This window comes from Streptomyces sp. NPDC086989, from assembly GCF_044745505.1.
Classification (GTDB): Bacteria; Actinomycetota; Actinomycetes; order Streptomycetales; family Streptomycetaceae; genus Streptomyces.
The window spans coordinates 227,815-251,659 of record NZ_JBIVAL010000006.1; the positions used below are offsets into that span (position 1 = coordinate 227,815).

Annotated in this window: 22 protein-coding genes; 11 read left to right on the plus strand and 11 right to left on the minus strand. The window is 71.7% G+C overall.

The annotated features are described in order from the left end of the window. Positions 1–4 precede the first annotated feature (4 nt). Positions 5–634 carry a hypothetical protein gene (locus tag ACIPK4_RS16650; RefSeq protein ID WP_402313270.1) on the plus strand — a complete coding sequence of 210 codons (630 nt, stop codon included), beginning with the start codon at positions 5–7 and terminating at the stop codon, positions 632–634. On the opposite strand, the gene ACIPK4_RS16655 is transcribed toward ACIPK4_RS16650, so the two are convergent. Further along, a complete protein-coding gene (locus ACIPK4_RS16655; RefSeq protein WP_054222510.1) occupies positions 621–1,799 on the minus strand; it encodes a THUMP-like domain-containing protein in 1,179 nt (392 codons plus the stop codon). The two genes, ACIPK4_RS16650 and ACIPK4_RS16655, sit on opposite strands and share 14 nt — an antisense overlap. A gap of 120 nt (positions 1,800–1,919) precedes the next feature. Between ACIPK4_RS16655 and ACIPK4_RS16660 the strand changes: the two genes are divergently transcribed. Together ACIPK4_RS16660 and ACIPK4_RS16665 are read left to right on the plus strand one after the other, a co-directional pair. Beyond that, positions 1,920–2,867 (plus strand): polysaccharide deacetylase family protein, encoded by a 948-nt coding sequence (locus ACIPK4_RS16660; protein ID WP_402313272.1) that lies wholly within the window; start codon positions 1,920–1,922, stop codon positions 2,865–2,867. Between the two features lie 14 nt (positions 2,868–2,881). Then, the gene (locus ACIPK4_RS16665) at positions 2,882–3,733 is read left to right on the plus strand and encodes a polysaccharide deacetylase family protein (protein WP_402313274.1); all 852 of its coding nucleotides are present in this window, start codon (positions 2,882–2,884) and stop codon (positions 3,731–3,733) included. A gap of 45 nt (positions 3,734–3,778) precedes the next feature. Here the strand turns inward: ACIPK4_RS16665 and ACIPK4_RS16670 are convergent, their stop codons facing one another. From ACIPK4_RS16670 to ACIPK4_RS16685, 4 genes are read right to left on the minus strand one after another with little or no spacing between them, the layout of a single operon-like run. After that, the gene (locus tag ACIPK4_RS16670) at positions 3,779–5,191 is read right to left on the minus strand and encodes an FtsW/RodA/SpoVE family cell cycle protein (protein WP_402313275.1); all 1,413 of its coding nucleotides are present in this window, start codon (positions 5,189–5,191) and stop codon (positions 3,779–3,781) included. Then, positions 5,179–6,393 (minus strand): LCP family protein, encoded by a 1,215-nt coding sequence (locus tag ACIPK4_RS16675; protein ID WP_402313276.1) that lies wholly within the window; start codon positions 6,391–6,393, stop codon positions 5,179–5,181. The genes ACIPK4_RS16670 and ACIPK4_RS16675 overlap by 13 nt, the downstream gene beginning before the upstream one ends. Before the next feature lie 57 nt (positions 6,394–6,450). Beyond that, positions 6,451–7,887 (minus strand): sensor histidine kinase, encoded by a 1,437-nt coding sequence (locus tag ACIPK4_RS16680; RefSeq protein WP_402313278.1) that lies wholly within the window; start codon positions 7,885–7,887, stop codon positions 6,451–6,453. Beyond that, on the minus strand, positions 7,880–8,563 hold the full coding sequence (locus ACIPK4_RS16685) for a response regulator transcription factor (protein ID WP_376198819.1): 684 nt from the start codon (positions 8,561–8,563) through the stop codon (positions 7,880–7,882). The genes ACIPK4_RS16680 and ACIPK4_RS16685 overlap by 8 nt, the downstream gene beginning before the upstream one ends. 266 nt (positions 8,564–8,829) lie before the next feature. Between ACIPK4_RS16685 and groES the strand changes: the two genes are divergently transcribed. Both groES and groL read left to right on the plus strand, forming a co-directional pair. Then, a complete protein-coding gene (groES, locus tag ACIPK4_RS16690; protein WP_030154760.1) occupies positions 8,830–9,138 on the plus strand; it encodes a co-chaperone GroES in 309 nt (102 codons plus the stop codon). 108 nt (positions 9,139–9,246) lie between these two features. After that, on the plus strand, positions 9,247–10,878 hold the full coding sequence (gene groL, locus ACIPK4_RS16695) for a chaperonin GroEL (protein ID WP_376198821.1): 1,632 nt from the start codon (positions 9,247–9,249) through the stop codon (positions 10,876–10,878). A gap of 70 nt (positions 10,879–10,948) precedes the next feature. Here the strand turns inward: groL and ACIPK4_RS16700 are convergent, their stop codons facing one another. The 3 genes from ACIPK4_RS16700 to ACIPK4_RS16710 form a co-directional block, all read right to left on the minus strand. Then, complete coding sequence (locus ACIPK4_RS16700; protein WP_402313280.1) at positions 10,949–11,638, minus strand: ester cyclase; 690 nt, start codon at positions 11,636–11,638, stop codon at positions 10,949–10,951. A 79-nt stretch (positions 11,639–11,717) separates the two neighbouring features. Continuing rightward, positions 11,718–12,491, minus strand: coding sequence for an SDR family NAD(P)-dependent oxidoreductase (locus tag ACIPK4_RS16705; protein WP_402313282.1), 774 nt, complete (start codon positions 12,489–12,491; stop codon positions 11,718–11,720). A 188-nt stretch (positions 12,492–12,679) separates the two neighbouring features. Continuing rightward, complete coding sequence (locus ACIPK4_RS16710) at positions 12,680–13,444, minus strand: MOSC domain-containing protein (protein WP_402313284.1); 765 nt, start codon at positions 13,442–13,444, stop codon at positions 12,680–12,682. An 80-nt stretch (positions 13,445–13,524) separates the two neighbouring features. Between ACIPK4_RS16710 and ACIPK4_RS16715 the strand changes: the two genes are divergently transcribed. Next, complete coding sequence (locus ACIPK4_RS16715) at positions 13,525–14,424, plus strand: LysR family transcriptional regulator (RefSeq protein ID WP_054222501.1); 900 nt, start codon at positions 13,525–13,527, stop codon at positions 14,422–14,424. Positions 14,425–14,535: 111 nt separating this feature from the next. Here the strand turns inward: ACIPK4_RS16715 and ACIPK4_RS16720 are convergent, their stop codons facing one another. Next, the gene (locus tag ACIPK4_RS16720) at positions 14,536–14,862 is read right to left on the minus strand and encodes a WhiB family transcriptional regulator (protein ID WP_030864318.1); all 327 of its coding nucleotides are present in this window, start codon (positions 14,860–14,862) and stop codon (positions 14,536–14,538) included. A gap of 379 nt (positions 14,863–15,241) precedes the next feature. Between ACIPK4_RS16720 and ACIPK4_RS16725 the strand changes: the two genes are divergently transcribed. From ACIPK4_RS16725 to ACIPK4_RS16740, 4 genes are all read left to right on the plus strand, one after another. Further along, positions 15,242–15,853: a response regulator transcription factor gene (locus ACIPK4_RS16725; RefSeq protein ID WP_003948568.1), complete on the plus strand. Its 612-nt coding sequence runs from the start codon at positions 15,242–15,244 to the stop codon at positions 15,851–15,853. Positions 15,854–16,246: 393 nt separating this feature from the next. Continuing rightward, the gene (locus ACIPK4_RS16730) at positions 16,247–16,876 is read left to right on the plus strand and encodes a sigma-70 family RNA polymerase sigma factor (protein WP_054222500.1); all 630 of its coding nucleotides are present in this window, start codon (positions 16,247–16,249) and stop codon (positions 16,874–16,876) included. 145 nt (positions 16,877–17,021) lie between these two features. Beyond that, the gene (gene guaB / locus ACIPK4_RS16735) at positions 17,022–18,527 is read left to right on the plus strand and encodes an IMP dehydrogenase (RefSeq protein WP_054222499.1); all 1,506 of its coding nucleotides are present in this window, start codon (positions 17,022–17,024) and stop codon (positions 18,525–18,527) included. 144 nt (positions 18,528–18,671) lie between these two features. After that, positions 18,672–19,796, plus strand: coding sequence for a GuaB3 family IMP dehydrogenase-related protein (locus tag ACIPK4_RS16740; RefSeq protein WP_054222498.1), 1,125 nt, complete (start codon positions 18,672–18,674; stop codon positions 19,794–19,796). A gap of 79 nt (positions 19,797–19,875) precedes the next feature. Here the strand turns inward: ACIPK4_RS16740 and ACIPK4_RS16745 are convergent, their stop codons facing one another. Together ACIPK4_RS16745 and ACIPK4_RS16750 are read right to left on the minus strand one after the other, a co-directional pair. Then, positions 19,876–20,346, minus strand: coding sequence for a hypothetical protein (locus ACIPK4_RS16745; protein ID WP_402313287.1), 471 nt, complete (start codon positions 20,344–20,346; stop codon positions 19,876–19,878). Between the two features lie 171 nt (positions 20,347–20,517). Then, complete coding sequence (locus tag ACIPK4_RS16750) at positions 20,518–21,747, minus strand: nucleotide sugar dehydrogenase (RefSeq protein ID WP_402313289.1); 1,230 nt, start codon at positions 21,745–21,747, stop codon at positions 20,518–20,520. Between the two features lie 278 nt (positions 21,748–22,025). Between ACIPK4_RS16750 and ACIPK4_RS16755 the strand changes: the two genes are divergently transcribed. Beyond that, positions 22,026–23,732 carry a glycerol-3-phosphate dehydrogenase/oxidase gene (locus tag ACIPK4_RS16755; RefSeq protein WP_402313291.1) on the plus strand — a complete coding sequence of 569 codons (1,707 nt, stop codon included), beginning with the start codon at positions 22,026–22,028 and terminating at the stop codon, positions 23,730–23,732. The last annotated feature ends 113 nt before the right edge of the window (positions 23,733–23,845 follow it).

The following is a 23,845-nucleotide window of genomic DNA, read 5'->3' on the forward strand; positions in this document are numbered from 1 at the left end:
GTGCATGCCTCGCCGCGACCTGCCGCCCCCGCCGCCCCCAGCCGACATGCGCGCCTGGCTGGACGAGAGCGCCGTACGGGCCGACCGCGCACGCTTCCTGGACGACCTGGGCCGACGCAGCCTGGGCCTGGGGCGGCTGCTGCTGCTCTGGGCCGTCGCCGCGGTCTTCGCGCTCGGCTGGTCCTTCGTCGGCATGGCCCTCATGTCCTTCGAGACCCCGGGCGACCCGTTCGCGTACGTCTTCGGCCTGATCTTCGCCCTGCTCGGCGCGGGCGTGCTCGTGCCGGCCGGGTTCTGGTTCGCCCGGGGCGCCGAGCGCGACCGGCTGGTGCGCGGGCTGCTGTGCGCCTGGGCCGAGTCCGGCCGCGATCCGGCCGCCGACGCCCGGGTCCGCGCCCCCGGCCGGAGCCTGACCTGGCTGCTGGCCTCCTTCGCGGTGGGCGCGTTCGGGCTGTACGTGACCTTCGGGTCCGCGGCGTCGGCCCGCCCGGGTGCGACCACGTACGGCGAGGTCACGTACTACATGGGGCTCGGCATGATCCTGTGGATCACCGGCCTGCTGGGCCTCGGCAAGGCCGGCGCGCACTACCGGTGGGCGGTGCGCGCCTTCCGCGGCGGCCCTACGGCGCGCTGACGGGCGAGCCGATCAGCATCGACGGGGCGCCCGCGACCCGGGTCAGGAAGACGGTCGCCGCATGCGGCCCCTGCGGCTTGACCTTCTTGCGCAGCTCCTCGGGCTCGACGGCCGAACCGCGCTTCTTGACGGTCAGGATGCCCACCTCGCGCTCGCGCAGCAGCGCCTTGAGCTTCTTCAGGCCGAACGGCAGCACATCGGTGATCTCGTACGCGGTGGCGTACGGCGTCGCGCGCAGCTCGTCGGAGGTGACGTACGCGATGGTCGGGTCGATGAGCCGGCCGGACAGTTGCTCGGCGACCTCGGCGACGAGGTGGGCGCGGATCACGGCCCCGTCCGGCTCGTAGAGGTAGCGGCCGACCGCACCGGCCGCGGGATCGGGCAGCGGATCGGCGGTGTGCAGGCTCCGAGGGCCGGGCAGCAGCGTGGCGCGGACGGTGCCGGGCGCGGTCCCGAACCACAGCACGGCCTCCTTCACGTCGCCCTGGTCAGAGATCCACTCGGCCTCCGCCTCCGGTGGCACGGCCTCGTGCGGGATCCCGGGGGCGATCTTGATGGCGGCGTACCGGGCCGTACGGGCGGCCCCGACGGCCCAGGACAGCGGCGGCGAGTAGCTCTCCGGGTCGAAGATCCGGCCGCGCCCGCCCCGGCGGGCGGGGTCGAGGAAGACGGCGTCGTACCCGGAGGTGTCCACGTCGGTCACATCCGCCTCGCGGACCTCGATCAGCCCCTCCAGCCCCAGCGCCGCGGCGTTGGCGCGGGCGACGGCGACGGTCAGCGGATCGTTGTCGACGGCCAGGACGCGGATGCCGAGCCGGGCCAGGGCCAGCGCGTCCCCGCCGATGCCGCAGCACAGGTCGGCGACGCTGCGCACACCGAGCGCCGCGAGCCGCCCGGCGCGGTACGAGGCCACCGGGGCGCGGGTGGCCATCTCGCCGCCGCCGGGCGTGAAGTACATCCGGAACGCGTCCTCGGCACCGAACTTCGCCACCGCGCGCTGCCGCAGCCGGGCCTGCCCGAGCGCGGCGGAGACCAGCGGGGCGGGGTGATCGCGGCGGAGCCGGGTGGCGACGGCGATCTCCCGGGCCGGGTCGTGGTCGCGGAGCGAGTCGAGGAGGGCGCGGCCCTCGGGGGTGAGGAGCGCGGCGAAGTCTTCGGGGGTCACGCCTCCATTGTCGGCTCCGTCGGCCGACGGCCGTGCGTGTGGGCCGGCCGGAGGAACGTGGCAGCGCGGCGCGCGGTGTCGTCCGGGGAGCGGGCGTGGCGGGTGCCAGGATGCGCTGCTATGCAGCTAGTCGGACAAAAGGAACATAAGAAGCTTCATGGTCACCGGTCCGCGGCGGGTCCGCGCGGCCGCGTCGGGGTGGCACTGGCCGCGCTGCTGGTCGCCGCCCTCGCAACGGCATGCGGCTCCGCCGCCGACACCGCTCCCGCCCGCAAGGGCGGCAAGGGCGCGGACACCCCCGCGGGCGCCGCGGGTGCGGTCGCGAACCCGGCCGAGCAGCAGAAGACCGCCCAGCAGGCCCTGGTCGCCGCGGCCAAGAGGTGGAAGCTGGCCAGGCCTCCGCTGACCGCGCCGCCCGCACCGAAGACCAAGCCCGAGATCAGCACCCGCGACGGCTTCGAGGTCGAGGGCCAGGAGGACCTCCCGCCCGTCTTCACCACCGTCCCCACCGAGGACAAGGTCGTCTTCCTGACGATCGACGACGGTGCGGAGAAGGACCCCGAGTTCCTGAAGATGATGAAGGAGCTGAAGATCCCGTACACGGCGTTCCTCAGCGACTACCTCGTCCGCGACAACTACCCCTACTTCAAGGAGATGCAGGCCGCCGGCGTCACCCTGAACAACCACACGCTCAACCACCGCTACCTGCCGGCCCTCTCCTACGAGGAGCAGCACGAGGAGATCTGCGGCCAGCAGGACACCATGCAGAAGCAGTTCGGCAAGCGGCCGACGCTGTTCCGGCCGCCGTACGGCAACTACAACCAGGACACGCTCCGCGCGGCGAAGTCCTGCGGCATCAAGGCCGTCCCGCTGTGGAACGCGGAGGCCTTCGTGAACCGCATGGACTGGCGGGAATGGGACCGTGACCTCCACCCTGGAGACATCATCCTGACTCATTTCCGAGGGCGGGAGGACTGGAAGGGGACGATGCCTGACATGATCCGTCATGTCATGAAGACCGTCACGGACAAGGGGTACGCCGTGGCCCGCCTGGAGGACTACTTGTGAGGTACGCGCGCCGGTTGACAGCCGGATCGCTGGCGGCCGGCGCGCTCGCGCTGTCCCTGGCCGGATGCGGGAACAGCGTGGACCCGATCGAACGACTGGGCCGCAAGACGACGCAGGCGCAGCAGTCGCCGACGGCGAGCCCGTCCCAGTCGTCGGCCGCTGCCGCGCCGGGGGACGACGCGTACAAGAAGTGGGGCCTGTCGGCCCCGCTCCGCTTCGCCCCGAAGCCGGCCCAGAAGCCCTCCCTCGCCCCGGCGGCCCCGGGCAAGGCGCAGGTGGTGGACCGAATACCCGTCCCGGCCGACGACAAGGTCGTCTTCCTGACCTTCGACGACGGCGCGGAGAAGGACCCCGAGTTCCTGAAGATGGCGGCCGACCTCAAGCTGCCGATCAGCATGTTCCTGACGGACAACATCGCCTCGTCGGACTACGGGCACTTCGAGAAGCTCCGCGACAACGGCTCCGGCAGCACGATCAACAACCACACGCTGACGCACCCGAACCTCCGGACCCTGCCCTTCGCGGCGCAGAAGAAGGAGATATGCGGGCAGCAGGAACACCTGGAGAAGCGTTTCGGCGCCAAGCCGACCCGCTTCCGCCCGCCGTACGGCAACTACAACGACGACACCCTCAAGGCCGCCTCCGAGTGCGGCATCTCGCAGGTCATCCTGTGGCGCGTGTCGATGCAGATCAACAACTTCCAGTACGCCGAGGGCTCAGCCCTCAAGCCGGGCGACATCATCCTGGCCCACTTCCGCGGCCCGTCCGAGCTCAAGGGCGCCACGGAGATCCAGATGACGACCCGCATGCTCCAGCGCATCCAGGAGCAGGGCTACCAGATAGGCCGTCTGGAGGACTACCTCTAGAGCGCGCGCCGGCAGCCGGCCAGGGGACCGGAGCCGGTTCGGGACCTATGCGCTCCGCGCCTCAGCGGCCGTCACCACCGGCGTGATCGTCGTTTCCACCGGTCCGCGGGCGTCCGCCTCCCGCTGGCGCTCCGCGCTGTCGCTGATGCGCAGGAGCAGGGCGATCATGATCCAGTTGGCCAGCAGGGACGAGCCGCCCTTCGCCAGGAACGGCAGCGCCTTGCCGGTCAGCGGGATCAGGCCCGTCACCCCGCCCGCCACCACGAAGACCTGCAGCGCCAGCGCCGCCGACAGCCCCACCGCCAGCAGCTTCCCGAACGGGTCGCGCGCGCCCAGCGCCATCCGCAGCCCCCGCTGGACCAGCAGCGCGTACAGGACCAGCACCGCCATGACCCCGGCCAGGCCGAGCTCCTCACCCACCGTGGTCAGGATGAAGTCGCTGCGCCCCGCGAAGCCGATCAGCTCCGGATGGCCCATCCCCAGCCCGGTGCCCGACATGCCGCCCGTGCCGAAGCTGAACAGCGCCTGCGCGGACTGGTCCGAGACGACCCCCGGCGGCCGTTCCTTCCAGTAGTACGACAGCGGCTCCAGCCAGGCGGCCACGCGCCCCTTCACGTGCGGCTCCGTCGAGCCCACCACGAAGGCGCCGACGCCCGCCATGAGCAGGCCCGTCACGATCCAGCTGGTGCGCTCGGTGGCGACGTACAGCATCACCACGAACACGCCGAAGAAGATCAGCGACGTCCCGAGGTCGCGTTCGAAGACCAGCACCAGCAGCGACACGATCCACACCGTGATGATCGGCCCGAGCTGCCGCATCGGGGGCAGCCGCACGCCGAGGAACCTGCGGCCCGTCAGGGCCAGCGAGTCCCTGTGGATGACCAGGTACCCCGCGAAGAAGACCGAAATCATGATCTTGACGAACTCGCCCGGCTGGAGCGAGAACCCGAAGAGGATGATCCACCGCTTCGCGCCGTACGTGTCCGCGCCGAAGAACGCCGGCGCGATCAGCAGGACCAGCGCCACGGCCATCGTGATGTAGATGAACCGCTGGAGCAGCCGGTGGTCGCGCAGCAGCGCCACGACCGCGAGGCAGGCGGCCACGCCGATGACCGTCCACATCAGCTGCCCGGGCGCGTTCGCGTCGCCGCCGTAGCGCGCGATGTACGACTGGTCGAGCCGGTGCAGCAGCACCAGCCCCAGCCCCGACAGCAGCATCGCGAGCGGCAGGATCAGCGGATCCGCGTACGCCGCGAACCGGCGCACGCCCAGGTGCCCGACCAGCGCCAGCAGCGACATGCTGATCGTGAAACCGGTGAGGTTGGCGGGCAGCTCGCCGTTCATCGCCAGACCGGCACTCGCGTGCCCGAAGACGGTGAGGGCGACGACGAAGACGAGGAGCAGCGCCTCGGTGCGGCGGCGCGCGCCCGCCGTGGTCAGCGGCCTCAGTCCACGCACGGGATGCCGCCACCGTCGATGGCGGGGCCGCCGTCCGCGCCCGCTGCGGGGTCGGCGCCTCCCGGTGGCGTCCCCGGTGCGTCGCTCGCACCCGGAGCGGTCGCGGTCGCGGAGGCGGAGGCCTGCGGTCCGATCTGCTCGGCAATGAGGCGCTTTATCTTCATATCGTCTACGACGTTTATGTCCTCTCCATGGTTCCTTCCGAACCGCTCCACGGGCAGTGTCGTGAAGGCCACCTTGCCGCCCGACAGGTTCTTCGCCTGCTTCACGAACGACAGCAGGTCCCAGCCCCGGTCCGTCACCAGGTCCTGTTTCGCGGTGTCGACCAGCTTCATCAGCTTGACCGGATCGGTGAAGGTCCCGGCCGAATCCAGCTTCTGCGTGGCCCCCGCCAGGAAGGCCTGCTGCCGCTTCGTCCGGTCCAGATCGCCCCTGTCCAGACCGTGCCGCTGCCGTACGAAGGCCAGGGACTGCCGGCCGTTCAGGGTCTGCCGGCCCGCCGGGAAGTCGGCGCCCGAGAACGTGTCCCGCACCGGCCTCCTCAGGCACACCGGTACACCGCCCAGCGCGTCCGCCAGATGGTGGAAACCGGCCAGGTTGAGTTCGGCGAAATGGTCGATCGGGACGCCCAGGAAGTTCCGTACCGTCTCGATCTGCGCCTTGCGGCCGGCCTCCCGTCCCGCGCGCTCCAGTTCCCGCCGGTCGTCGACGCCGCGGGCCGTCAGCCTTTCCTCCTCGGCCGCCTTCGCCAGCCCGTACGCCTTCTTGATCTTGTCCTTCCCCAGGCCGCCCGCCAGCTCGACGAAGTCGTCGCGCGGGATCGAGAAGGCCTTCGCCCGGCTGCCGTCGCCGGGAACGTGGAGCAGGATCAGCGTGTTGGCGTTGTAGCCGCCGATGTCGGAGCTGCCCGCGTGCAGTGCGTCGAGGACCGCCTCGGGCAGCTTCTCGCCGTTCTGGTCGCGGCGGCTGTCCAGGCCCATCAGCAGGATGTTGGTGTCCCCGTGGCGCGACTTCTCGGCGCCGTCGAGGGCCTTGGAGCTGCCGATGCTGCCGGCGAGGTCCCGGTACGCGCACCAGACGCCCGCGGCGGCCGTGACGGCCACCGCGCAGCCGGTGACGAGCAGGGTGCGGGCGATGCGGCCCCGCCGACGCCGGCGGGGGCGGCGGGCGGGGTGGCTGGTCTTCCTCCGGTGGGCACTCATGCCAGTCGATGGTGGGGGAGGGCCGCTGAAGGAGTCCTGAGAGTTCTGAAGGCGCGTTCAGGACTCCCGGAAGGGGCGTTCAGGACCCCCGGACCGCAGCGCCGCCGGCTGCCGCCCCGGGCCCGGCCCGGGCGCCGGCAGGCGCAGAACCAGGCGGATGCCGGAGCCGGCGCCCGCGCGGGGCGGCAGGGCGTGGGCGTCGCCGCCGTGGGCGCGGGCGATCTCGCGGACGATGGCCAGGCCGAGGCCGGTGCCGCCACCGGTGCGGCCCCGGTCCGCGTCGAGCCGTACGAACCGCTCGAAGACCCGGTCCCGGTCCGGCTCCGGGATGCCGGGGCCGTCGTCCTCGACCTCCAGGACCACGCAGGGGCCGCGCTCCGCGGACGGCTCGGCGGCCGCCCGTACGACGACCCCCGTACGGGCGTGCCGCAGCGCGTTGTCCACCAGGTTGGCCAGCGCCCGCTCCAGCCGCGCCGGGTCCCCGGCCGCCGGTACGGGCGCCGGCGCGTCCAGCCGCAGCGGGACCCGTGGGTCCGGGCGCCGGGCCAGGTCCTCGGCCGCCAGCAGGGCCAGGTCCACCGGCTCGGCCCGCGGCGCCGGGCCGCCGTCGAGGCGGGCCAGCAGCAGCAGGTCCGCGGCGATGCGCTGGAGCCGCTCGGTGTCGGCCAGCGCGGCGGCGACGGACTCCCGGTCGGGGCGGTCCGCGGCCAGCGCCACCTCCAGCCGGGACCGGACCGCGGCGAGCGGATTGCGCAGCTCGTGCGAGGCGTCGGCGGTGAACTGCCGCTGCCGGGCGTCGGACCGCTCCAGCCGGTCGAGGGTGGCGTTGACGGTCCGGGCCAGCCGGGCGATCTCGTCCGCCCCGCCCGGATCCGGGACCCGCCGGTCCAGCTCGCTGGCGGTGACCGCCGCCAGCCCGGTCCGGATCGCGGTGACCGGGCGCAGCGCGTGCCCCGTCACCCACCAGGCCAGGGCCGCCGCGAAGCCGATCAGCGGGGGCGCCCCGGCCAGCAGGCCGAGCGCGATGGCCCGGGTCGCGTCGTCGACGTCGCCGAGCACGGTGACGGCGTACACCTCGTGCGCTCCCGGCGCCCCGACCACCACCACCGCGCGCCGTTCCGCGCCGGGGTGCGCGGGAGGGAGGACCGCCGAACGGGAGTCCTCCCCGGCGTCGCCGGGCGCGGGCGGCCGCAGACCGCCGAGGTCGGGGGCGTCCCCGAGGTCGCCGGTGGAGGCGACGGTCCGGCCCTGCGCGTCCCGTACGAGGACCAGGTCCACCCCGCTCTCCGGCGCGGGCAGCCGGCCGCCGGGCGGCAGGGCGCGGTTGTCGAGCTGGGCGGCGACCTTGCGGGCGGCGAGCTCGGTGCGGTTGGTGGTGTTGTCGAGGAGGTTGGCCCGCAGCAGGGTGTAAAGCCACAGGCCGCCGCCGGCCAGGACGGCGGCCATCGCGAGCGCGGCGGCGACGGCCGCACGGCGCCGGAGCGGGCTAGCCACCGTCCTGGGCCATCCGGTAGCCGATGCCGTGGACGGTGAGGATCGAGCGGCGGCCGAAGGGGGCGTCGATCTTCTTGCGCAGCGAGGAGACGTACACCTCGACGATGTTCGGGTCGATGGCGTGCGGGGTGTCCCAGACCTGGTCCAGGATGTCCTGCTTGGCGACGGCCCGGCCGGGCTGCTCCATCAGGCAGGCGAGTACCCCCAGCTCGCGGGCGGTGAGCTCGATGTCGTGGGTGCCGCGACGGCAGCGGCGGGCGGCGGGGTCCAGGAGGAGGTCGCCGGCCTGGAGTGCCCCGGGGTCCTTGGCGGTGGCGGCCGCGCGGCGGGCGAGGGCGCGCAGGCGGGCGGCCAGGACGACGAACGAGAACGGCTTGGTGAGGTAGTCGTCGGCGCCGGAGTCGAGGCCCTCGGCCTCGTCGTACTCGCCGTCCTTGGCGGTCAGCATGAGCACGGGCGTCGGGTCGCCGTCGGCGCGCATGCGGGCGCAGATCTCGTAGCCGCTGAGGCCGGGCAGCATCAGGTCGAGGAGGACGGCGTCGTACGAACCGGTGCGGACGAGCTCCAGGCCGCGGTGGCCGTCGTGGGCGACGTCGACCCAGTGGCCGTCGGCGCAGAGGCCGCGCCGCAGGGAATCGGCGAGGCCCTCTTCGTCTTCGACCACGAGAATGCGCACCCCACCAACTGTCACACACCCCTGATCCCGGCCCGGGCGGAGTGGTGGGGGACGCTGCCGGGGCCCGGAACACGGCAACCCGAGCGGAGCGTGTTGGCACTCCGCTTGACCGAGTGCTAATCGCCGGAATAGTCTCGCACCTGGCACTCGCCACCGGTGAGTGCCAACACAGCGACGGGCAGGTCCGGCACCCGCGACGACGGATCCACCTGGTCGCCACCTCAGACAGTTAGCCCCGTGAGATCTCCGAAGGGGGAGGTCGGATCGTGACGACCACCAGCTCCAAGGTTGCCATCAAGCCGCTCGAGGACCGCATCGTGGTCCAGCCGCTCGACGCCGAGCAGACCACGGCTTCCGGCCTGGTCATCCCGGACACCGCGAAGGAGAAGCCCCAGGAGGGCGTCGTCCTCGCCGTGGGCCCGGGCCGCTTCGAGGACGGCCAGCGTCTTCCGCTGGACGTCAGCGTCGGCGACATCGTGCTGTACAGCAAGTACGGCGGCACCGAAGTGAAGTACAGCGGCGAGGAGTACCTCGTCCTCTCGGCTCGCGACGTTCTCGCGATCATCGAGAAGTAATTCACCGAAGCATTGCTTTGAGCTGCGCCCCTGGTCACCCCGCTGATTGCCGGGCGGCAAGGGGCGCAGTTCGTTAACCCGAGTTTTCGAGAGGGCTGAACCGCTCCCATGGCGAAGATCCTGAAGTTCGACGAGGACGCCCGTCGCGCCCTCGAGCGCGGCGTCAACAAGCTTGCCGACACGGTCAAGGTGACGATCGGCCCCAAGGGCCGCAACGTCGTCATCGACAAGAAGTTCGGCGCCCCCACCATCACCAACGACGGTGTCACCATCGCCCGCGAGGTCGAGCTGGACGACCCGTACGAGAACCTGGGCGCGCAGCTCGTGAAGGAGGTGGCGACCAAGACCAACGACATCGCGGGTGACGGCACCACCACCGCCACCGTGCTGGCTCAGGCGCTGGTCCGCGAGGGTCTGCGCAACGTCGCCGCGGGTGCTTCCCCGGCCGCCCTGAAGAAGGGCATCGACGCCGCGGTCAAGGCCGTGTCCGAGGAGCTCCTCGCGACCGCCCGCCCGATCGAGGACAAGTCCGACATCGCCGCCGTGGCCGCGCTCTCCGCGCAGGACCAGCAGGTCGGCGAGCTCATCGCCGAGGCGATGGACAAGGTCGGCAAGGACGGTGTCATCACCGTCGAGGAGTCCAACACCTTCGGCCTGGAGCTGGAGTTCACCGAGGGCATGGCCTTCGACAAGGGCTACCTCTCGCCGTACATGGTCACCGACCAGGAGCGTATGGAGGCCGTCCTCGACGACCCGTACATCCTGATCAACCAGGGCAAGATCTCCTCCATCCAGGACCTGCTGCCCCTGCTGGAGAAGGTCATCCAGGCCGGCGGCTCCCGCCCGCTGCTGATCATCGCCGAGGACGTCGAGGGCGAGGCGCTCTCCACCCTCGTCGTCAACAAGATCCGCGGCACCTTCAACGCGGTGGCCGTCAAGGCCCCCGGCTTCGGTGACCGCCGCAAGGCGATGCTCCAGGACATGGCCACCCTCACCGGTGCCACCGTCATCGCCGAGGAGGTCGGCCTCAAGCTCGACCAGGCCGGTCTGGACGTACTCGGTTCCGCGCGCCGCGTGACCATCTCCAAGGACGACACCACGATCGTCGACGGTGCCGGCAGCTCCGACGAGGTCCTCGGCCGCGTCAACCAGATCAAGGCCGAGATCGAGTCCACGGACTCGGACTGGGACCGCGAGAAGCTGCAGGAGCGCCTGGCGAAGCTCGCCGGCGGCGTCTGCGTCATCAAGGTCGGCGCCGCCACCGAGGTGGAGCTCAAGGAGAAGAAGCACCGCCTCGAGGACGCCATCTCGGCGACCCGCGCCGCGGTCGAGGAGGGCATCGTCTCCGGCGGTGGCTCCGCGCTCGTCCACGCCGTGAAGGTGCTCGAGGGCAACCTGGGCCTGTCCGGCGACGAGGGCACGGGTGTCGCGGTCGTCCGCCGCGCCGCCGTCGAGCCGCTGCGCTGGATCGCCGAGAACGCCGGCCTCGAGGGCTACGTCATCACCTCGAAGGTGGCGGAGCTGGACAAGGGCAACGGCTTCAACGCCGCCACCGGCGAGTACGGCGACCTGGTCAAGGCCGGCGTCATCGACCCGGTCAAGGTCACCCGTTCCGCGCTGGAGAACGCCGCTTCCATCGCCTCGCTGCTGCTCACGACCGAGACCCTGGTCGTCGAGAAGCCGGCCGAGGAAGAGGCCGACGCCCACGGTCACGGCCACGGTCACGGCCACAGCCACTGATCGCGCCCCACGCAGAGAAGGCCCCGTTCCGCATCGGCGGAACGGGGCCTTCCCCGTGGGCGGGGTGCCGTCACATGGCGCCGATCTCCCTCATCAGGCGCATGGCGTCGTAGTGCCACCAGCCTTCCTTGATCATTCCGTCCTCGCAGCGGAAGACCGTCGTGCCGGTCATCGTGCAGTCCTTGCCGGTCGGCGCGACCCCCATGAACTCGCCCTTGTGCCTGCCGTTGAAGGTCCACATCGTGGTGACGTAGTCGTCCTGCGCCATCTGGGCGTCCCGCGTGAAGGTGATGTCGAAGGCGTTGCGCCACATCCGGACGTCCTCGCGGATGCCGTCGCGGCCGACCTTGACCTCGGGGCGGCTGATGTCGTGGTCCCGGTAGTCCGCCGCGAAGATCTCGTCCACGACGGACATGTCGCCCTTCATCGCGACCTCTTCGAACATGCGGTCGGCGAGCAGCGCGTTGAGGTGCTCGTCGCGTACGACGTCCAGGTTGGTGAACCGTGGCATCCCGTCGCAGAGGGCCATCATCTCCTGGAACATCCTGTCCGTCTCGGGGAGGTGAGAGTTCTTCATGGCCGCTTCGTACGAGGGGAATTCGACGACGTCGACGAAGTGCGTGTCGGCCTCGCGGTCCCTGCCCACCACGGTGTGGGACACGGTGCGCCGGCCCTTCGTCTTCGCCAGGTACCGGTCGATGACCTCGTTGACGGCATCGGGCTTGCTGGTCTCGTAATCGACTATTTGTACGAATGTCATGGCGCACTCCCGGGCTGGATGGGACACGTCCAGTTTAGGGAGATTTCACCCCGTCGGCCGATTCAGCCGGCCGACCGGTTCACTGGGGCCCGTACTTGCGGCCCGTGCGCGAGGACACCCCGCCCAGCAGCCCGCGCGGCGTCAGCTTCACCACGCCCATCAGCGCCTTGTACCGGGGGTCCGGGATCGAGACCGTCCTGCCGCGCGCCAGGTCGGCCAGGGCCGCCGCCACCAGCTTGTCCGCGTCCAGCCACATCCAGTTGGGGATGTTGTCCGTGCCCATGCCGGCGCGCTGGTGGAACTCGGTCCGCACGAAGCCGGGGCACAGCGCCATCAGCCGTACGCCCGAGCCGCCCAGGTCCTTCGCCGCGCCCTGGGTGAACTGCACGACCCAGGCCTTGCTCGCCCCGTACGTGCCGCGCGGCACGAACGCCGCCACCGAGGCCACGTTGATGACGCCGCCGCGGCCGCGCGAGCGCATCGACGCGGTGGCCGCCGAGGTCAGCCGCAGGACGGCCTCGACGTGCACCTTCAGCATGGTCAGCTCGTCGGCCATGGAGACTTCGAGGTACCTGCCCTTGTTGCCGAATCCCGCGTTGTTGACCAGCAGGTCCACCGGGTGCGTCCGGTCGCCGAGGCGCTGCTCGACCGCCGCGATGCCCTCGTCGGTGGACAGGTCGGCGGTCAGCACCTCGGCCTCGATGCCGTGGCGGTCGTGCAGCTCGGTCGCCTGCTCGCCGAGCCGCTTCGTGTCGCGGGCCACCAGCACGAGGTTGTGGCCCTGGGCGGCGAGCCGCCGGGCGAAGGCGGCGCCGATGCCCGCCGTGGATCCCGTAATCAACGCAGTCGTCATAGGCGCAACCTAGCCGCCCTTCGCGACAGCTCAAGGGGAGCCCGCCGGGCGGTACCCCTTCGTGACGGTTCGCGCCGCGGACCGTCGCCCGCCGCTGCGGAACCGCTACTTCCGGCTACACCCGGGGGGTTCCGGCCGACCCGGCGTCTACTCCCGGGCCGGCTCCGGCACTTCCCCACGCGCCTGCTTCACTTCCCGTACTTCTCCAGGTACGCGCGGACCGTCTCGTGCCCCTGCGGTTCCATCGCCGCGCCCGCCGCCAGTGTCCGCGGGAGGAGTGAGCGGTCGGTGGTGAACGCCCGGAACCAGAGTTCCACCGTCACGTCGTGGTCCGGGCGGTGCACGATCTCGACGCGGTCGCCGGGGGAGACCGCGCCCTCCTGGATCACGCGCAGGTACGCACCCGGCCGCGCGGCCCGCGTGTACCGCTTGACCCAGGCCTTCTCGCCGAGGGCGCCCTGGAAGGTGCGGCAGGGGATGCGGGCCGAGGCCACCTCGAGGACCGGGCCCGAGCCGATCCGCCAGCGTTCGCCGAGCAGGGCGCCGGTCAGGTCGAGGCCGGTGGTGGTGAGGTTCTCGCCGAAGAGCCCGGCGGGCAGTTCGCGGCCCAGCTCGGCCTCCCACCAGTCGAGGTCCTCGCGTGCGTAGGCGTAGACGGCCTGGTGGTCCCCGCCGTGGTGGCGCAGGTCGCAGACGGCGTCGCCGGCGAGCCCGCTCGCGCCGACACCCTTGGGTCCGGGGGCGGACACGCGCACCGGGCCGGGGACCGGGCGCTTGCCGATGCCGGTCACCCCGCCCTCCGCGTCGGTGTAGTCGACGGCCTTCGCGCGGCCGATGTTCACGGAGAGGACGCGCCGGGACGTGACGCGGGCGGTGACGTCGGCGGCGGTGACGTCGGCGGCGGTGGCGGCGGTGGCGCCCGCGGGAGCGCCGGCGGGGGCGGTGGGAGGCATGCGGAACACGCTAGCCCAGCTCCCTCAAAGGGTCACGGGAGTATTCGCGCGGAGCTCAAAGCGGGGCTTATGCTCGAAGGATGATCGAGGCACGTCATCTCCGGGTGCTGCGCGCCGTGGCCGGCACCGGGTCCTTCTCCGCCGCCGCCCGCGAGCTCGGCTGCACCCAGCCCGCCGTCTCCCAGCAGATGAAGGCGCTGGAGCAGTCGGCCGGTACTCCGCTGCTCGTCCGGGCCGGCCGCGAGATGCGGCTGACCCAGGCCGGTACGGCGCTGGTCCGGCACGCCGCCGGGATCCTCGCCGGGCTGACCGCCGCCGAGGAGGAGGTCGCGGCCATCGCCGGGCTGCGCGCGGGCCGGGTCAGGCTGGTGTCCTTCCCCAGCGGCAGCTCCACGCTGGTGCCGACCGCGCTGGCCGCGATGCGCGCCGGACATCCCGGCACCCGTATCTCGCTGGTCGAGGCGGAGCCGCCGCGGTCGGTGGAGATGCTGCGCGAGGGCGACTGCGACCTGGCGCTGGCGTTCCGGTACGGCGGGGCGGCCGGCTCGGCCGCCGAGTGGGAGGACCTCGTCGTCCGGCCGCTGCTGACGGACCGGCTCGTCGGACTGGTCCCGGAGGGGCACCGGCTGGCCGGGGCGGACCGGGTGGGTATGGCGGAACTGGCCGACGAGCCCTGGATCGCGGGCTGTCCGCGCTGCCGCCGCCACCTGGTGGAGGTCTGCGAGGCGGCGGGCTTCACCCCCCGTATCGACTTCGCGACCGACGACTACCCGGCCGTGGTCGGCCTGGTCGGCGCCGGCCTGGGCGTCGCGGTGCTGCCGGAGCTCGCCGTGGAGTCCGTACGGGCCAAGGGCGTCAGCACGGTGGCCGTCGAGCCGGCCGTCGAGCGGGAGGTCGTGGCCCTGACCCTGCCCGACCTGGCCCGGGTGCCGGCCGTGTCGGCGACCCTGGCCGAGCTGGAACGGGCCGCCACGCGCTGACCGTCACCGTACGGGGCACGGCGGTTCGGCCGATCGCGTGGCGTTCCGGTCCGGCATCCGGGCCCGGAGGCCTGGTGAAACGTTCCTTCGTGGTGTCGGCGAACCCGCGGATCAGTGCGGCGGCAGGGGTCCGATCGTGCTCGACGCGGGGATCAGGCGATGGCGTGCGCGTCCCATCAGCTCTTCGCGCTCGTCCTCGGTGAGGCCGCCCCACACTCCGTAGGGCTCGCGGACGGCCAGTGCGTGCGCGGCGCATTCCGAGCGCACCGGGCATCTCATGCAGACCTCTTTAGCCGAGGCCTCGCGCGCACTCCTGGCCGCGCCCCGCTCGCCTTCCGGGTGGAAGAAGAGGGAGCTGTCGACCCCCCGGCAGGCGGCCAGCAGCTGCCAGTCCCAGAGGTCGGCGTTCGGTCCGGGGAGGCGGGAGAAATCTGCCATGGGTAGTCCTCTTGGTGCCGGTACTGAGACGGATACGGTCCAAGTCTCCACACCTACTGTCGTAGTAGATGTAAATATGACTCATTGGGAATCTAGCCTCAGACACGTGCCAAACGGAAGAAAAGCCGCCAAATAGGGCATAGCTCCAGATGGAGGACACGCCGAGAGTGGCACCCGCGTCGTGATCGCATCCTCACGTAGAGTGCCGAAGGTGTCCGTCCGACCCGTAACTCTTTCGAGTGACCATCGTTGAGAGTGCGAAGGCGGTTGAACCAAGAAGTTCCCGGACGGGTGTCCGAGGGCATCGACCGCACAGGTGACGATACGTACCAGCCTGGAGGCTCAAGGTGACGCGCATCAGCAGCTGCGGAGGGCGGTCATGACTTCCGTCCTCGTCTGCGACGATTCCCCGCTTGCCCGAGAGGCGCTCCGTCGCGCGGTTGCCACCGTGCCCGGCGTCGAGCGTGTGACGACGGCTGCCAACGGCGAGGAAGTCCTCCGCCGCTGGGGTGCCGACCGCTCCGATCTGATTCTGATGGATGTACGGATGCCGGGGCTCGGCGGTGTGGAGACGGTGCGCCGGCTGCTCTCGGCCGATCCGGGCGCCCGCATCATCATGCTGACGGTCGCCGAGGACCTGGACGGGGTGGCCCTCGCGGTCGCCGCCGGCGCCCGGGGCTACCTGCACAAGGACGCCTCGCGCGCCGAACTGCGGGCCACGGTCACCCAGGCGCTCGCCGACCCGACCTGGCGACTGGCCCCGCGCCGGCTCCGCTCGGCGGAGATGGGCGCCGCGCCCACGCTCACCGCGCGCGAGATCCAGGTCCTGGAGGGCATGAGCCACGGCCGGTCCAACGCGGAGATCGGGCGCGAGCTCTTCCTCTCCGAGGACACCGTCAAGACACACGCCCGCCGGCTGTTCAAGAAGCTGGGCGCCTCGGACCGGGCGCACGCCGTGGCGCTCGGGTTCCGCTGGGGCCTGGTCCGCTGACCGTGAGCCCGCAGACCGGACGCTGAGAGCGGTCCCGTCCGCCACCGGCGGGCGGGGCGGCAGGCCGCGGCCCGCCGCCCGTGGCCCGGTCCCGGCCCACCCGGCCGTCCTGAACCGGCCCGGCCGTCCCGATCCGGCCCGTCCGTTCCCGTCCCGCCGTACCCGGTGCGTACCCGGGGATGGCCGGGGCACAATCGGGGGACGTGTCGCTTCGCGCGCGATGCCGCATGCTTGAGGTGTGGCGCATTTTCTGGGATGGGGCCTCGGGGAGTATTCGGTCGAGCGGGAGGGGAGGGTGCAGTGACGAGTTCAGGCGCACCCGCTCATAACGCTTCGACGCACAACACGGGCCGTGGTGCCGCGAATGCTCCGGCGTCAAGGCACCATGGATTGATGCGCGACGACGAGGCCCCGGGGGCACCCGCGGCCACAGGCTCCACCGGCGCCGCCAAGGGCGGCAGCGCCGGGGCCGTCAGCGCGCTCGTACGCCGCGCGGTCGAGGGTGACGAGCAGGCGACGCACGACCTGCTCGCCTTCGTGCACCCCCTGGCGATCCGCTACTGCCGCACCCGGCTCTCCCGGCTTCCGGGGGACGCCCGCCATTTCGTCGAGGACCTCGCACAGGAGGTCTGCGTCGCCGTCCTGATGGCACTGCCCCGGTACCGCGACACCGGCCGGCCCTTCGAGGCCTTCGTCTTCGCCATCGCCGCGCACAAGGTGGCCGACCTCCAGCGGGCCGCCATGCGGCACCCGGGGAGTACGGCCGTGCCCTCCGACGAGATGCCCGAACGGCCGGACGACTCGCTGGGCCCCGAGGAGCGGGCGCTGCTGAGCAGCGATGCCGCCTGGGCCAAGAAGCTGCTGGCCAACCTTCCGGAGAACCAGCGCGAGCTCCTCGTGCTGCGGGTGGCGGTCGGGCTGACCGCCGAGGAGACCGGGCAGATGCTCGGGATGTCCCCAGGTGCGGTGCGGGTGGCCCAGCACCGGGCGCTCAGCCGGCTGCGCGCGCTCGCCGAGCAGTAGCCCCGCTGATCGGTGGCCGGAATTCGGCTGACGATCAATAGGAGGAAGCCACGAAACTTGGGCTTGACCCGGCTCGTGGAATGAGACGCGTCGCGATCCCGTTAGCATGGAGATCCGCGCTGAGCAAGACCATTGGGAAGGTGTCATGACTGTGAACGCCGACGGAGTGCCCGACAAATTCGCCACACTCGGCCTCACGTATGACGACGTCCTGCTGCTGCCGGGCGCGTCCGACATGGCCCCGGACGAGATCGACACCTCCTCCCTCATCTCCCGCAACGTGCGGGTGAACGTCCCCCTGCTGTCGGCGGCCATGGACAAGGTCACCGAGGCCCGCATGGCCATCGCGATGGCCCGTCAGGGCGGCGTCGGCGTCCTGCACCGCAACCTGTCGATCGCCGACCAGGCCAACCAGGTCGACCTGGTCAAGCGCTCCGAGTCCGGCATGGTCACCGACCCGATCACGGTGCACCCCGACGCGACGCTGCGCGAGGCCGACGAGCTGTGCGCGAAGTTCCGCATCTCGGGCGTCCCGGTCACCGACTCCGCCGGCAAGCTGCTCGGCATCGTCACCAACCGCGACATGGCCTTCGAGTCCGACCGCAGCCGCCAGGTGCGCGAGGTCATGACCCCGATGCCGCTGGTCACGGGCAAGGTCGGCATCTCCGGCGTGGACGCCATGGAGCTGCTGCGCCGCCACAAGATCGAGAAGCTTCCGCTGGTCGACGACGCGGGCATCCTCAAGGGCCTCATCACGGTCAAGGACTTCGTCAAGGCCGAGAAGTACCCGAACGCCGCCAAGGACAAGGACGGCCGACTCCTGGTCGGCGCCGCGGTCGGCGTCGCCGGTGACGCATACGACCGTGCCCAGGCCCTGATCGAGGCGGGCGCCGACTTCATCGTCGTCGACACCGCCCACGGCCACTCCCGCCTGGTCGGCGACATGGTCGCCAAGATCAAGTCGAACTCCTCCGTCGACGTCATCGGCGGCAACGTCGCCACCCGCGACGGCGCCCAGGCGCTGATCGACGCCGGCTGCGACGGCATCAAGGTGGGCGTCGGCCCCGGCTCCATCTGCACCACCCGCGTCGTCGCCGGCATCGGCGTCCCGCAGGTCACCGCCATCTACGAGGCCTCCCTCGCGGCGAAGGCGGCCGGTGTCCCCGTGATCGGCGACGGCGGCCTGCAGTACTCCGGCGACATCGCCAAGGCGCTCGTCGCGGGCGCCGACACGGTGATGCTCGGCTCGCTGCTCGCGGGCTGCGAGGAGTCCCCCGGCGAGCTGCTCTTCATCAACGGCAAGCAGTTCAAGTCGTACCGCGGCATGGGCTCCCTCGGCGCCATGCAGTCCCGCGGTGACCAGCGTTCCTTCTCCAAGGACCGCTACTTCCAGGAGGGCGTCGGCGGCGACGACAAGCTCATCCCCGAGGGCATCGAGGGCCAGGTCCCGTACCGCGGCCCGCTCTCCGCGGTCGTGCACCAGCTCGTCGGCGGCCTGCGCCAGTCGATGTTCTACGTCGGCGGCCGCACCGTGCCGGAGCTCCAGGACCGCGGCCGCTTCGTCCGCATCACCTCGGCGGGCCTCAAGGAGAGCCACCCGCACGACATCCAGATGACGGTCGAGGCGCCGAACTACTCCCGCAAGGGCTGAACCGAGCACTGAGCACCGAGCCGGGAGGGGCGGACCCAGGACACGGGTCCGCCCCTCGCGGCGTCCGTACGGCGGTCACCGCAACGCGCGGGGCCGGGGTTCGGGGATACTGGACGGGCAGACCCAGAGGAAAGGCCACCACACGTGACTGAGATCGAGATCGGGCGCGGCAAGCGCGGCCGCAGGGCGTACGCGTTCGACGACATCGCCATCGTCCCGAGCCGGCGTACGCGGGACCCGAAGGAGGTCTCGATCGCCTGGCAGATCGACGCCTACCGCTTCGAGCTCCCGTTCCTCGCCGCCCCCATGGACTCGGTCGTCTCCCCGCAGACCGCCATCCGCATCGGCGAGCTCGGCGGCCTCGGCGTGCTGAACCTCGAAGGCCTGTGGACCCGCTACGAGGACCCGCAGCCGCTGCTCGACGAGATCACGGAGCTGGACGAGGAGTCCGCCACCCGTCGTCTCCAGGAGATCTACTCCGCCCCGATCCAGGCGGACCTGATCCGGCAGCGCATCAAGGAGGTCCGCGACTCCGGTGTCGTCACCGCCGCCGCGCTCTCCCCGCAGCGCACCGCCGAGTTCTCCAAGGCCGTCGTCGACGCGGGCGTGGACATCTTCGTCATCCGCGGCACGACCGTCTCGGCGGAGCACGTGTCCGGCGCGGCCGAGCCGCTGAACCTCAAGCAGTTCATCTACGAACTCGACGTCCCGGTCATCGTCGGCGGCTGCGCCACGTACACCGCGGCCCTGCACCTGATGCGCACCGGCGCCGCGGGCGTCCTGGTCGGCTTCGGCGGCGGCGCCGCGCACACCACGCGCAACGTGCTCGGCATCCAGGTCCCGATGGCCACCGCCGTCGCGGACGTGGCCGCGGCCCGCCGCGACTACATGGACGAGTCGGGCGGCCGCTACGTGCACGTCATCGCCGACGGCGGCGTGGGCTGGTCCGGCGACATCCCCAAGGCCGTCGCCTGCGGTGCGGACGCCGTGATGATGGGCTCCCCGCTGGCCCGCGCCACCGACGCGCCCGGCAAGGGCCACCACTGGGGCATGGAGGCCGTCCACGAGGACGTGCCGCGCGGCAAGAAGGTCGACCTGGGCACGGTCGGCACCACCGAGGAGATCCTCACCGGCCCGTCGCACATCTCGGACGGCTCGATGAACCTCTTCGGCGCGCTGCGCCGCTCGATGGCCACCACGGGCTACAGCGAGCTCAAGGAGTTCCAGCGCGTCGAGGTCACGGTCGCGGACTCCCAGCACCGCCGCTGACCCCACCGCCATACGCACGCCGGAGGGCCGGCACCCCACGCGGGGTGCCGGCCCTCCGGCGTTGTCAGGTCCTCGTCGTTCAGGCCGCGGTCTTGCGGCTGACCTGGAACGCCGCGTATCCGCCGATGGCGAGGAAGAGAAACACCAGCGGGTCCAGGCCGGTCTTCCAGCTGTCGACCACTTCGGAGGTGTGGTCGATCAGTACCTCGACGACGCCCGTGGAGAGCTGTTCGGCGCCGTCCAGGGCGATGCCGAACAGCTGGCCCCCGAGGACGGCGGCCACGGACAGCAGGGTGGCGACGACCGGCAGGGCGGCGTTGCGCCCGCCGGCCTTGCCCGCGGCGAAACCGACCAGGGCGCCGACGCCGACCGCCGCGTAGCCGATCTCGTGGTGGGTGGCTTTGACGATCGCGCCGTAGACGCCGGCGGCCGCGAGGCCGGCCACGACGGCGGCCAGGACGCCCAGGGCGACGTTGCCGCCGCGGGCGGGGGCCGCGGCGGGGGCCGGCGTGTAGGACGAGGGTGCAGGTGGCTGGAAGTTCTGGCTCATCGGGAATCCCCCCAGGGACGTGACGCACGTCCGCCCCGGGGGCATAAGTGCGAGATAAGTGACGCCGCAGGCTAACAGGGCGCACTGGCGTGCGAAGAGGGGTTTTCCGGCGGGCGAGCGCGTGCGGGACGGTGCCGTGACCGGCGGGGTCGGAGCCGGCGGCGGGGCGGGTCAGAGGCGGTGGGCCGTGCCCGGGGGGCTGGCGCCGCGGGTGTCCAGCAGCAACTGCGCCTTCACCGCCAGGCCCTGGAGGTCGTAGGTGCGGTGCTGCTGGAGCAGGATCGTCAGATCGGCGTTCGCCGCGGCCTCGTACAACGATTCGGCACGGGGGACGGGACGGTCCCTGACGCGCCATCCGGCGATGTACGGGTCGTGGTAGCTGACCAGCGCCCCCAGGTCCAGGAGGCGGCTGGCGATCTCGCGGGCCGGTGCCCCCTCCTGGTCGCCCAGGTCGGGCTTGTACGTGACGCCGAGCAGCAGCACCCGGGCCCCGCGGGCCGATTTGCCGTGCTCGTTCAGCAGCGTGGCGGAACGCTGGATGACGTACTGGGGCATCCGGCTGTTGATCTCCTGCGCGAGGCCGACCATGCGCAGGGGGTGACCCGGGGTGCGAGTGGTGTGGGGGAGGTAGTTGGGGTCGAGGGGGACGCTGCGGCCGCCGACGCCCGGGCCTGGCCGGAAGGCCTGGAAACCGTACGGCTTGGTCTCGGCGCAGCGGATGACGTCCCACAGGTCGACGCCGAGGTCGTGGCAGAGCACCGCCATCTCGTTCATGAGGGCGATGTTGACGTGCCGGTAGTTCGTCTCCAGGAGCTGGACGGTCTCGGCCTCGCGCAGGCCGCGGGCGCGGACCACCTTCTCGGTGAGGCGGGCGTAGAAGGCGTGCGCGGACTCGGTGCAGGCGGGGGTGAGGCCGCCGATCACCTTGGGGGTGTTGGCGATGCCGTGCGTCCGGTTGCCGGGGTCGAGGCGGCTGGGGGAGTAGGCCAGGTGGAAGTCCCGGCCCGCGCGCAGTCCGGAGCCGGCCTCCAGGATCGGGCGCAGGTAGTCCTCGGTGACCCCCGGATGGGCGGCGGATTCGAGGATGACGGTGGTGTGCGGGCGCAGCCGGGCGGCAAGGGTGCGGCCCGCCTCGCCGACGGCGGACAGGTCGAGCGCCCGGTCGGCGCCGAGCTGGGTGGGGGCGCAGATGACGGCGGTGCGCACCCGGCCGAGTTCGGCGGGGTCGGTGGTGACCCGGAAGCCGGCGGCCGACATGCGGCGGACCTCTGCGGCGGTGAGGGTGGAGTCGGTGGCCGGACCGCTGTCGTAGCCGACCGTCTCGATTCCGGCGGCGACGGCCGCCTGGGCCAGCGGGAGGCCGAGGTGGCCGAGTCCGATGACGGCGAGGTCTGCGGGCATGGGGTGCCGTCCCTTCCCTGACATGCATGAGGAGGCTGGGTGCGCAAGTCCTGTGGACCGTGCGGGGCCCGCGTGGAGCTGGCGCGATGTCAGACTAGGCGTATATATGACCGATGTGTCGTATTACGGGGTGGTGGTCGCCGTTGTGTTGTCCACAGGCGGTGGCTGATGTGGGTGCGGCGGGTCAGAATCGTGAGCGGGGGATGTGAGCGGGATCACCCGCACCGAGCGCACCGGGCGCACCGGGCGGGGACGACCCGCACCAACGGGAGGCAGCCGTGAGGACAGCGACACTGGGGCCGGTCCAGCGCGAAGAGGCACTCGCCCGGATGGCCGAACGGGAACTGGACGTCCTGGTGGTGGGTGCGGGCGTGGTCGGTGCGGGCACCGCGCTCGACGCCGCCACCAGAGGCCTGGCGACGGGGCTGGTGGAGGCGCGGGACTGGGCCTCCGGCACTTCCAGCCGGTCGAGCAAACTCATCCACGGCGGCCTGCGGTACCTGGAGATGCTCGACTTCGCCCTGGTCCGGGAGGCCCTGAAGGAACGCGGCCTGCTGCTGGAGCGGCTGGCCCCGCACCTGGTGAAGCCCGTGCCGTTCCTGTACCCCCTCCAGCACAAGGGCTGGGAGCGGATCTACGCCGGATCGGGCGTGGCGCTGTACGACGCGATGTCGGTGTCCAGCGGGCACGGGCGGGGGCTGCCCGTGCACCGGCACCTCTCGCGCCGGCGCGCCCTGCGGGTCGCGCCGGCGCTGCGCAAGGACGCCCTGGTGGGGGCGCTCCAGTACTACGACGCCCAGATGGACGATGCGCGGTACGTGGCCACGCTGGTCCGGACGGCCGCGGCGTACGGGGCGCACTGCGCCAACCGGGCGAGGGTCGTCGGCTTCCTGCGGGAGGGCGAGCGGGTCGTCGGGGCGCGCGTGCAGGACGTGGAGGGCGGCGGCGAGTACGAGATCCGCGCGCGCCAGGTCGTGAACGCGACGGGGGTGTGGACGGACGACACGCAGGCACTGATCGGGGAGCGCGGGCAGTTCCACGTCCGGGCGTCCAAGGGCATCCACCTGGTCGTCCCGAAGGACCGCATCCACTCCTCGACCGGGCTGATCCTGCGGACCGAGAAGTCGGTGCTGTTCGTGATCCCCTGGGGCCGGCACTGGATCGTCGGAACGACCGACACCGACTGGGATCTGGACAAGGCGCACCCGGCGGCGTCGAGCGCCGACATCGACTACCTGCTGGAGCACGTGAACTCGGTGCTGACGGTACCCCTGACGCGGGACGACGTGCAGGGCGTGTACGCGGGCCTGCGGCCGCTGCTGGCCGGTGAGTCGGACGCGACGAGCAAGCTGTCGCGCGAGCACACGGTGGCGCATCCCGTGCCGGGGCTGGTCGTGGTCGCGGGCGGCAAGTACACGACGTACCGGGTCATGGCCAAGGATGCGGTCGACGAGGCGGTGCACGGGCTGGACCAGCGGGTCGCGGAGTGCGTGACGGAGGACGTGCCGTTGGTCGGGGCCGAGGGGTACCGGGCGCTGTGGAACGGGAGGGCCCGGATCGCCGCCCGGGCGGGCCTCCATGTGGTGTGGATCGAACACCTGTTGAACCGGTACGGCTCGATGACCGACGAACTGCTCGACCTGGTCGCGGCGGACCCCGGGCTGGCGCAGCCGCTGGCCGGGGCGGAGGACTACCTGCGGGCCGAAGTGGTGTACGCCGCCTCGCACGAGGGGGCGCGGCACCTGGACGACGTACTGACGCGGCGTACGCGCATCTCGATCGAGACGTTCGACAGGGGCACGCGGTCGGCGCGGGAGTGCGCGGAGCTGATGGCGCCGGTCCTGGGGTGGGACGGACAGCAGATCGAGAAGGAAGTGGAACACTACGAGAAGCGGGTCCAGGCGGAACGGGAATCGCAGCGCCAGCCGGACGACCAGACCGCGGATGCGGCGCGACTGGGGGCTCCGGACATCGTTCCGCTGTAACTCCGGGATCCGGAGGGGGGAACCGCGGACCCGGGGCGCCCGTCCGTTGCGGAGTGAGGAACAATGAGGGTTCTGCCGGGGCGGGTTACCGCACGGGTTCTCCCGGAGCGGGC

Excerpts from the sequence above, each read along its gene's own strand:
- ACIPK4_RS16715 (WP_054222501.1), top strand. The coding sequence starts at position 13,525 with ATGATCGAGGCACGTCATCTCCGGGTGCTGCGCGCCGTGGCCGGCACC.
- ACIPK4_RS16650 (WP_402313270.1), top strand. The coding sequence starts at position 5 with ATGCCTCGCCGCGACCTGCCGCCCCCGCCGCCCCCAGCCGACATGCGC.
- ACIPK4_RS16700 (WP_402313280.1), bottom strand. The coding sequence starts at position 11,638 with ATGACATTCGTACAAATAGTCGATTACGAGACCAGCAAGCCCGATGCC.
- ACIPK4_RS16660 (WP_402313272.1), top strand. The coding sequence starts at position 1,920 with ATGCAGCTAGTCGGACAAAAGGAACATAAGAAGCTTCATGGTCACCGG.
- ACIPK4_RS16730 (WP_054222500.1), top strand. The coding sequence starts at position 16,247 with ATGCGCGACGACGAGGCCCCGGGGGCACCCGCGGCCACAGGCTCCACC.
- groL (WP_376198821.1), top strand. The coding sequence starts at position 9,247 with ATGGCGAAGATCCTGAAGTTCGACGAGGACGCCCGTCGCGCCCTCGAG.
- ACIPK4_RS16725 (WP_003948568.1), top strand. The coding sequence starts at position 15,242 with ATGACTTCCGTCCTCGTCTGCGACGATTCCCCGCTTGCCCGAGAGGCG.
- ACIPK4_RS16705 (WP_402313282.1), bottom strand. The coding sequence starts at position 12,491 with ATGACGACTGCGTTGATTACGGGATCCACGGCGGGCATCGGCGCCGCC.
- ACIPK4_RS16750 (WP_402313289.1), bottom strand. The coding sequence starts at position 21,747 with ATGCCCGCAGACCTCGCCGTCATCGGACTCGGCCACCTCGGCCTCCCG.
- ACIPK4_RS16675 (WP_402313276.1), bottom strand. The coding sequence starts at position 6,393 with ATGAGTGCCCACCGGAGGAAGACCAGCCACCCCGCCCGCCGCCCCCGC.
- ACIPK4_RS16745 (WP_402313287.1), bottom strand. The coding sequence starts at position 20,346 with ATGAGCCAGAACTTCCAGCCACCTGCACCCTCGTCCTACACGCCGGCC.
- ACIPK4_RS16720 (WP_030864318.1), bottom strand. The coding sequence starts at position 14,862 with ATGGCAGATTTCTCCCGCCTCCCCGGACCGAACGCCGACCTCTGGGAC.
- guaB (WP_054222499.1), top strand. The coding sequence starts at position 17,022 with ATGACTGTGAACGCCGACGGAGTGCCCGACAAATTCGCCACACTCGGC.
- ACIPK4_RS16710 (WP_402313284.1), bottom strand. The coding sequence starts at position 13,444 with ATGCCTCCCACCGCCCCCGCCGGCGCTCCCGCGGGCGCCACCGCCGCC.